The sequence below is a fragment of the Methylorubrum zatmanii genome, from assembly GCF_014845115.1.
In the GTDB taxonomy this organism is placed as follows: Bacteria; Pseudomonadota; Alphaproteobacteria; order Rhizobiales; family Beijerinckiaceae; genus Methylobacterium; species Methylobacterium zatmanii.
This window is the reverse complement of the sequence record NZ_NKUI01000230.1, coordinates 1-8,134: the sequence shown is the minus strand read 5'-3', so window position 1 is coordinate 8,134 and position 8,134 is coordinate 1. Positions and strand designations below refer to the sequence as shown.

The 8,134-nt window shown below is 70.1% G+C and carries 6 protein-coding genes; 3 read left to right on the top strand and 3 right to left on the bottom strand.

The genetic code is table 11. From position 1 onward, the window contains the following. Nucleotides 1-164: 164 nt before the first annotated feature. Entirely contained in the window at nt 165-464 is a 300-nt protein-coding gene (locus tag MZTS_RS21950) for a hypothetical protein (protein ID WP_192285418.1), read from the top strand. Nucleotides 465-714: 250 nt separating this feature from the next. Here the strand turns inward: MZTS_RS21950 and MZTS_RS21945 are convergent, their stop codons facing one another. The 3 genes from MZTS_RS21945 to MZTS_RS21935 all read right to left on the bottom strand — a co-directional run bounded on the left by MZTS_RS21945 (nt 715) and on the right by MZTS_RS21935 (nt 4,017). Next, the gene (locus tag MZTS_RS21945) at nt 715-1,512 is read right to left on the bottom strand and encodes an inositol monophosphatase family protein (RefSeq protein WP_192285417.1); all 798 of its coding nucleotides are present in this window, start codon (nt 1,510-1,512) and stop codon (nt 715-717) included. A 27-nt stretch (nt 1,513-1,539) separates the two neighbouring features. Continuing rightward, on the bottom strand, nt 1,540-2,292 hold the full coding sequence (locus tag MZTS_RS21940) for a DeoR/GlpR family DNA-binding transcription regulator (RefSeq protein ID WP_192285416.1): 753 nt from the start codon (nt 2,290-2,292) through the stop codon (nt 1,540-1,542). 147 nt (nt 2,293-2,439) lie between these two features. Beyond that, entirely contained in the window at nt 2,440-4,017 is a 1,578-nt protein-coding gene (locus tag MZTS_RS21935) for an amidase (protein ID WP_192285415.1), read from the bottom strand. A 379-nt stretch (nt 4,018-4,396) separates the two neighbouring features. Between MZTS_RS21935 and MZTS_RS21930 the strand changes: the two genes are divergently transcribed. Together MZTS_RS21930 and bcsS are read left to right on the top strand one after the other, a co-directional pair. Then, nucleotides 4,397-6,826, top strand: a complete 2,430-nt coding sequence (locus tag MZTS_RS21930) for a response regulator (protein WP_192285414.1) — start codon at nt 4,397-4,399, stop codon at nt 6,824-6,826. A gap of 304 nt (nt 6,827-7,130) precedes the next feature. Then, nucleotides 7,131-7,937: a cellulose biosynthesis protein BcsS gene (gene bcsS, locus MZTS_RS21925; protein ID WP_192285413.1), complete on the top strand. Its 807-nt coding sequence runs from the start codon at nt 7,131-7,133 to the stop codon at nt 7,935-7,937. Nucleotides 7,938-8,134: the final 197 nt, after the last annotated feature.

Sequence of the window (8,134 nt, the reverse complement as noted above, 5' to 3'; positions counted from 1 at the left end):
TGCTGCGCCAGGGCGCCGGTGGGTGAGGCGAGCGCCGCGGCGCTCAGGAGCGCACCCGCCAGCCATCCCCCCCGCTTCGAGCGGGCCCATTCCCGCTCCATCCCGTATCCGCCGCCTCTCATCACATCGTCCCCTTGCTGTGCCGGCTATGGCCCTGATGTCTTGTGGCCAAAACTTCGCTGATCTTCCGGACATTCCACTTCACGCAGCGCGCAAAGCAGAACCCATCGATCTCCGTGCGCACCGGACGGCCCGCAAACCCTCCGGCAGATCATGCCCGTTTTATGGTTTTCGATCGGAACAAGGGCCGTTGGCGGGTGACGCAACGGCTCAGCACGATCGCTTGGCAAAGTGGTCAAACTCTGCGCTTCTGCGCAATTTTTGAACAAATATTCTTCGCATTACTAGGTTCGCATCAGAAATATCACAGGGTCAACTACCAAATTGGAATTTTTGGTTTTTGAGATATCTCCCGTGCAATCGGGCAACACATCAGGCGATGCCAGCAACCGGAGCACTGCGTCGGCGATTGGAGAAAGCCCATCGTCTTGCGGCGAAATACGCTCCAGATGCATCGGGAAGGAGCACAAAACGGCTTCCGAGCAAGCAAAAGGAACAATTTGTCGAGCAAGGAGGCGCAGTCCCGCTTAAAAGACGGGCAATGGCCCAGTCATATCGGTTGCACTTGATCGCCTCGGAACAGACCGCACGCCGTCATCGCGAGCGAAAGCAAGCGAGCGGCGGCTCCATCGGCTCTCCCGCGAGACGCTCCAGCGCGGCTCCGTGCAGGGCTGGATTGGCGGCGGCCACGACGCGGCCGTCGAAATCGGGGGTGATCGGCCGGCCCTGCCAATCGGTGATGAGACCGCCCGCGCCCTCGATCACCGGCATCAGGGCGAACACGTCGTAGACCGCGAGCCCAGCTCCGAGCACGAGGTCGCAATGGCCCGAGGCGAGCAGGGCATAGGCATAGCAATCGCCGCCGTAACGGCGCAGGCCCACCTCCCCGCTCAGGCGCGCGACCGCCTCCGCCTCTGCTCCCCGGAACCGGTCCGGCGAATTGACGAACAGGCGCGCCTCTGACAGGGGCCGCGCGCCGGTGCGGATCGGAGCACCGTCGAGCCAAGCCCGGCCGCCCGCGCCGTGCCAGCGCTCGTTCAGGATCGGCATGTCGATGACGCCGAGCACCGGGCGCCCGTGCTCGGCCAGGGCGATCAGAGTGCCGAACAGCGGCAGGCCGGCGACGAAGCTCTTGGTGCCGTCGATCGGGTCGATCACCCAGGTGCGCGCGGCGCCGAGATCGCCGCCCTCCTCCTCGCCGAGGATGCCGTGGTCCGGATAGGCCCGGCGGATCTCGGCCCGCAACAGGGCCTCGATGCCACGATCCGCCTGGGTGACCGGACTCGCATCGGCCTTAGTCTCGACCGCGAGCGGCGTGCGGAAATGCGCCCGCGCCAGCGGCCGGGCGAGATCGGCGAGATGGAGGGCGAAGCGGAGGAGGTCGTCGCGCATCTGTTCGTTCACGGCCCCCACATGGATTCAGTGGCAGATCAGATCGATGCCATGCCCGGCGAAACGCTCGGCGAAGGGCGCGGGCGGCGGCCGGTCGGTCACCACGGTGAGCGGGGCGCCGAGGTCGAAGGTTCGGAGGTTGGCCTGACGCCCGAACTTGCGGGAATCGGCCAGAAGGACCGAGCGTCGGGTCTGGCCCCTGAGGGCCCGGCGCAGGACGGATTCGTGTTCCTCGTAATCCATCCAGCCCTGCGCGAGGTCGCAGGCGGCGATGCCCATGATGGCCAGATCGAAGAAGTGGCGCCGGGCGTAGTCCACGGTGTCGTAGCCGACCAGCGCGTTGTCCTTCGGCCGCAGCGTGCCCGGCGTCAGGTTCACCCGCGCCGGGCTGTCGGCGAGCAGCAGCGCGAGGTCGATGGAATTCGTCGTCACCGTGAGCTTGCGGGTGGTCAGGCGCCGGGCGAGGGCAAGGGTGGTGGTGCCGGTGTCGATGAAGACCGACATGCCGTCCTCCACCAGCCCCTCGGCCAGGGCGGCGACGCGCCCCTTCTCGCGGCTGTTGAGCTGGCTGCGCTCGACCAGCGGCCGCTCCTGGTCGAGGCGCGGCAGCACCGCGCCGCCATGGATGCGCCGGAGAAGCCCGCGCTCCTCCAGCATCTTCAGGTCGCGCCGGATCGTCTCGTCGGACACCGCCAGGGCCGCGGCGATGCCGGTGACGGCGACCCGGCCCGTCTGGGCGAGCTGCGAAAGGATTTCCTCGTGGCGATGATCGGTCAGCATCCCGGCCCTGTCCCCGTTCGGAGACAGGATAGCGTCGCGACCGTGAAACGGGCGCACACAATTTCGGCACGTACACAGGGTGCGGTGCCCGTCCGCCGTGCGGCGGCAGAGCGGACGGGGAGCGCGATCATCGCGACCGGGATCGGCTCAGGCGTCGAGAGCCGGGGCGCGGCGGTGATGCGTCGCCTGCTCGTAGGCGTAGGCATAGGCGAGGAGATCGCCCTCGCTCCACATCCGGCCGACGAAGATCAGGTTGAACGGCGAACCGGAGGCGTAGGCGCCCGCCGGCAGCGTCACCCCCGGCAAGCCGGCGATGTTGATCTCGCAGACCGTGGTTTCGAGCAGCGTGCCCGGGCCGTGCAGGGGCGGCAATTCGGCCCGCATCTGCGGGAAGACCAGGGCGTCGAGCCCGTGCTCCGCCATCACCCGCTCGAACAGCGCGAGATAGGCCTCGCGGGCGGTGAGGAAGTCGGAGAGATCCGGCGGATTCGACGGGTCGGCGAGGCAGGGGGCGAGCTGGCGCAGATTCGTGATCGGGTGGAGCACGCCGCCGGGGGCGAAGGCGTCTTCGGCCTTGGTGGCCTCGGCGAAGGCGGCAAAACTGTCGAGCGCCGCATTCGGTCCCATCCGCCGCAGGTAGAGCTGCAGGTCGTAGGGCGCGGATTCGAAACCGCGGGCATCGAAATAGACGAGGCCCGGCGTCGGCTCGGCGAGATCGGCGAAGCCGGTGCCGGCGAAGGGGTCGGCGACCAGGGTGGCACCGGCGGCCGTGAGTTCGTCCTGCGCGCGGGCATAGAGCGCGGCGGCCTCCTCCGAGAGCGGCAGGTCGCGCCAGCCCGGCCCGTAGAGACCGAGGCGCTTGCCGGCCAGGGCGCCGGAGGAGAGCTTGGCGGTATAGCCACCGGCCGGACGCTTGCCGATTCCGGCCACGGTCTTGGGGTCGGCGGCGGTGTAGCCGGCGAGCGCGTCGAGGGTGAGGGCGGCATCGCGCACGCAGCGGGCGATCGGCCCGACCACGTCGCGGGTGCTGCCGGCCAGCGGCATCACGCCGGCATTCGGCACCAGGGCGAAGCTCGGCTTGATGCCGACGAGCCCCTGGGCCGAGGCCGGGTTCTGGATCGAGCCGCCGGTCTCCTCGGCGAGGCCCAGCACGGCGAGGCTCGCGGCGACGGCGGTGGCGGTGCCGGCGCTGGAGCCGCCGGGGATGCGGTCGGGCGCGGCCGGGTTCAGGGTCGGACCGGCCCAGCTGTCATTGGCGTGGCTGCCGGTATGGCTCAGCACCGGCACGTTGGTCTTGCCGAGGATGACGCAGCCGGCCTCGCGCATCCGCGCGGTCACCGGCGCATCGGTCGCCGGGATCAGGTCGATGCCGCCGGCGGCCGCCGCGAGGAAGTGCCAGCCGCCGGTGCTCGGCAGGCCGGCCATGTCCATCGTATCCTTGATGACGATCGGCACGCCCGCGAGCGGCCCGAGCGCCTCGCCCGCCGCCCGGCGCGCATCGATGGCACGGGCCTCCGCGAGGGCGTGCGGATTCATCACGATCAGGGCGTTGTAGCGCGGATTGTAGGTCTCGATCCGCGCCAGGAAGGCCTTCGCCAGTTCCTCCGCGGTCACGCGGCCCTCGCCGAGGGCGCGCTGTACATCCTCGACCGTCATCTCGACCAGCTGCGCCGTCAGCGCATCCTCGGCCGGATCGGGGGCGACGGAAAGGGCCATCTGGGTCATCTCGATCTCACGCTCCGCACATCCTGACGATGGCGAGACGCGATCCCGTCCGGTCGGGATCGCCCGCATGCGCCCTCCGAACCGAACCGCTTCGGGAGGCGTCGCGTGCTCGCCGTCACCGGCCCACGCAGCCGGCGGGTGGCTTCTGGCAAGGGGCATGCCACAAAAGCCACAAATCCCTCGAAACAGGTCTTCATGGAGGAACCGGTGCCGGTCCGCGCCGCACCGAAGGCCGCTCACGCGGGGCATCCGGAGCCGCCACGGCCCTGAATGCGACCAGCGTTAACCGGCCCTTAAGCGCTTGGCGCCCTCGTCTGGCAGTCAGGATCGCCAATCCCGGTATCCTGCGGCCGGCAAGCTGTGCCGGCGGAGCCCCCGCATGCTGGATTCCCTTCGAATCTCGCTCAAGGTGCTGAACGCGGCGCAGCTCGCCGCGGTCGCGCTGGCGGCGCTCCTGCTCGCCTGGGCCGGGACTGCCGTTCTCGGGGCCGGATCGGCCGCGGATGCGGAGCAGCGGACTGCCCTGGCCGGGGCGCGCGCCTTCGCCGAGGCCGTCGATGCCGCATTGCACGGCAGCATCGGCGAGGCTCGCACCGCCGCGCTGCTGCTACGGCCCCGGGATCCGTCCCTCACCGACGCCGAGCGCTCGAGCCTGCTTCAGGATTGGCTCGCACTCCACCCGCGCTACCACGATGCCGCCCTGATCGGCCCGGACGGGATCGTCCGGGCTGCCGCCGACCGCCGCCGGCCGGGCACCAGCGTCGCGCGCCAAGCCTGGTTCGCGCGGGCGCGCAACGCCGAGGTCGTCGTTGCGACCCATGACGGCGACGAGGCGGCTCCCCTCGACATCGTCCTCGCCCTCGGGACGCCCGGTCGCTCCGACCGCATCCAGCTTCGTGCCGGCCCCGCCTTTCTCGATCTCGGGGCCCGCGTGCGTCAGGCGCTCGCCCTGCCCGACAGCGTGACCTTCACGGTGACGGGAGCCGATGGCCGCTTGCTGGCGGGCATGCCCTGGTCTCCCGGCGGCGGGCTCCGCGCGGCCTCGGTGCCGGTGCAGGGCGGGCGCGAGCTCGGAAGCCCCGGCTGGCTGGTGACGGCCACGGCGCCGTCCGCATCGGCCGGGCCCGGCTGGCCGAGCGGGCGCCTCCTCGCCCTGGCAATGGCCGTGGTCGCCGGGGCAGCCGGCCTCGGCTACGCCCTGGGGGGCAGCGCCGCGCAGCCTCTGCGGCGCCTGGCCGAGGGCTCGGCCGGGCTGGAGGAGGCCGCAGCCTCGCCCGTCCGGGAGATCGCGGCGCTGACGGAGGCGGTCACCGGCCGTTCCCAGAGCGCCGACACGGCTCTGGCTCTGGCCGGAACCGGCCTCGACCGCATCAAGGGGCGCCTCCAGACCTTCGAGGCCATGTCCGGCTGGACCTGCTGGGAGATCGACCCGGTCACCCGCCAGGTGGTCTGGTCGGATTCCGACAGCACCGGCACGGCCACCGCCTCCGACCACGCCACCGCCCTGTCCGACCTCGCCGCATGGTTCGAGCCGGAGGACCATGCGCTGCTCGACCTGACCCTGAAGGCCGCCCGCGGAGCGGACGGACCGCATGACGTCGTGCTGCGTGCCCGCGCGGACGGGGATGAGGGCACGCCCGGCATGGAGCGCCGCGTGCTGGTCCGCTTCCTGCGCGGCGCCGCGGATGGCAGCCGGATCCACGCCCTCAGCCGAGTGATCGAACCGGGCGAGGGCGCGGAGACGCCCGCGGGCCTCAACGAGCGCCGCCGCAACACCGTGCTGCGCCGGGTCACCGACGGCATCGTCCATGACTTCAACGACGTCTTGACCGTCGTGCTCGCCAATCTCGGCATCCTGCGCCGCCAGCGGCTCTCTCCCGAACAGCTGCGCCTCGTCGACACGGCGACGACCGGAGCCCTGCGCGGGGCGGCCCTGACCCGGCGGATGCTGAGCCTGGTGCGCGGCGAGGGCGATGCCCTGGCCGAGAGCGACCTGGCCTCGACCGTGGAGGCCGCCCTCGCCTTCATGCAGACCAATGTCCTGCGGGACATGCCGGTGATCAACCGGATCCCCGGGGACCTGCCGAAGGTGCTGTGCGCCGAGCGCATCCTCGAACTCGTCCTGCTCAACATCGCCTTCCATGTCCGCGATCATGGGCTGCACGGCTTCGCCGTCGGCGCCGCCGAGCATCGGGCCGAGGCGGAGACCGGATTCGGGCTACCGCCCGGCCCCTATCTGCGCCTGCTCATCGCCAGCGGGCAGCGGGTGCCGGGCCGGCCCGTCGAAGCGTCCCGGTCGCAGGCGCTCAGGACCGTGCCGCTCCTGCTCGCCGAAGCCGGCGCCGGCTGGCGGCTGGTGACGGACGGAACCGGCGAGGACGGCTTCGTCGCCGAGATCTGGCTGAAGGCGGCCGAGCACCGGGCGGAGGAGGCCCCTCTCTGGCAGGCCTCCCTACGCATCCTCCTGGTGGAGAGCGACAGCCTCGTTCGGGAAAGCGTCGCCGAAGCGCTCGCCGATCTCGGCCACCATGTCGTCCAGGCGGCCTCGGGGGAGCACGCCCTCGAACTCCTGGGCGAGAGCGCCGCCTACGACGCCATGGTCGCCGACCAATCGATGCCGGTGATGACCGGGCTCCAGCTCGCCGCGACGGTGGTGGAGCGCTATCCCGACATCCGCATCATCCTGGCGAGTCCGCACGGGCATCTGCCGGCCACCGCGCGCCAATTCCTGCAGTTGGACAAGCCGTTCCGCCCAGACGACCTCGCCGCCGTGCTGAGCGCGGCGACGCCGGTGGCCGAGGCCGCTTGAACGGCTCACAAGACTCCTGTGCACGTGCGGCTCCCCCTCCGGGCACGACGGCGCGGCGGGAGTTTTGCGAGAGACGGTCAGAACCCTATCAGGCCTGATGGCGCCGGGCCGGCATCTGCGGATCTCCACCAGGGAACGCCTCGCAGACCGACGACGCCAGCGGCGCTCGTCTCGTTCGCGGCCTCACACAAGCTTCGCAAGATGTGGCGCTTTCCGAAAATAGGCTTTTCGTGATCCGGGGAGGCTCTTGTTAACCGTGGCCCCGGATAAATCGGTGCGTATCGTGTGCGTATCCGAGGATCGAATGGCTGTGGTTTCACGCAACCATCTGCAGACTCCCGGGAAACTGTGCGTTGTCCTCCTCGGTGCCGCCGCTTCCCTGGGAGCGGCATGCGCCGAAGCCGCCGACCTGCCGGCCCCCTCCGCCGGCGTCGATTGGTATACCGGCGCGCAGCAGCAGGCCGTGGACGATTCCTGGGCCGTCGCCGTCGATGGTTCGACCAGCATCACCTCGAACAGCTCGGCCTTCGGCTCGGTGACGGCGACGACCTCGCTCGGCAGCCCGCCGACGGTGAGCGGCGTGCGGGTCCGCGTCGAGGGCGTGGCCGGCACCTATTCCTATCCGGGCCAAGCCGTCGGCGCCCGCGTGACCGGCTACCAGCAGGAAGGATCGGCGCTGGCCGGCTACGAGTGGATCTGGCGGGATGCGGCGCTGGCCGGCTATATCGGCTTCAACGTCCGCAGCAATCAGCTCTCGATCGCCGACCCCGGCAACCCGGTGGTCGGAACCGGCGTCGGGCTGAAGGTCGCCGGCAACTTCTACGCCACCCCGACCGACCGGACCATGGCCTCGGCCTACGGCTCCTACTCGACCAAGTTCAACGCCTACTACTCCCGCTTCCGCGTCGGCTACATGGTTGCCGACGGCGTCTATATCGGGCCGGAGGCCCTGTTCCTCGGCGACGACTTCTTCCGCCAGTACCGGGTCGGCGCCCATCTCTCGGGTCTCACCTTCGGCCCGGTCCAGATGTCGCTCGCGGCGGGCTACGTGCGCGACCGCATCCAGGGCACCGGCTACTATTCGAGCATCGAGGCGCGGGCGAACTTCTGATCCGCTGCCGGCGAGACCTCGGGCGAGATCATGTCCCGCATCGAGGCGGACGATCTGTCCTCTCGCAATCGCCTTGTCCTCGCCTCCCGTCGCCAAATACTCGAACGTCCAAGCGACCCAGCGGCAGGATAGCTCAGCGAACTTCCCCGCAACGAATGTTATCTCTTCCGAGATCGTTCTTAGAGTCAGGGACAAAA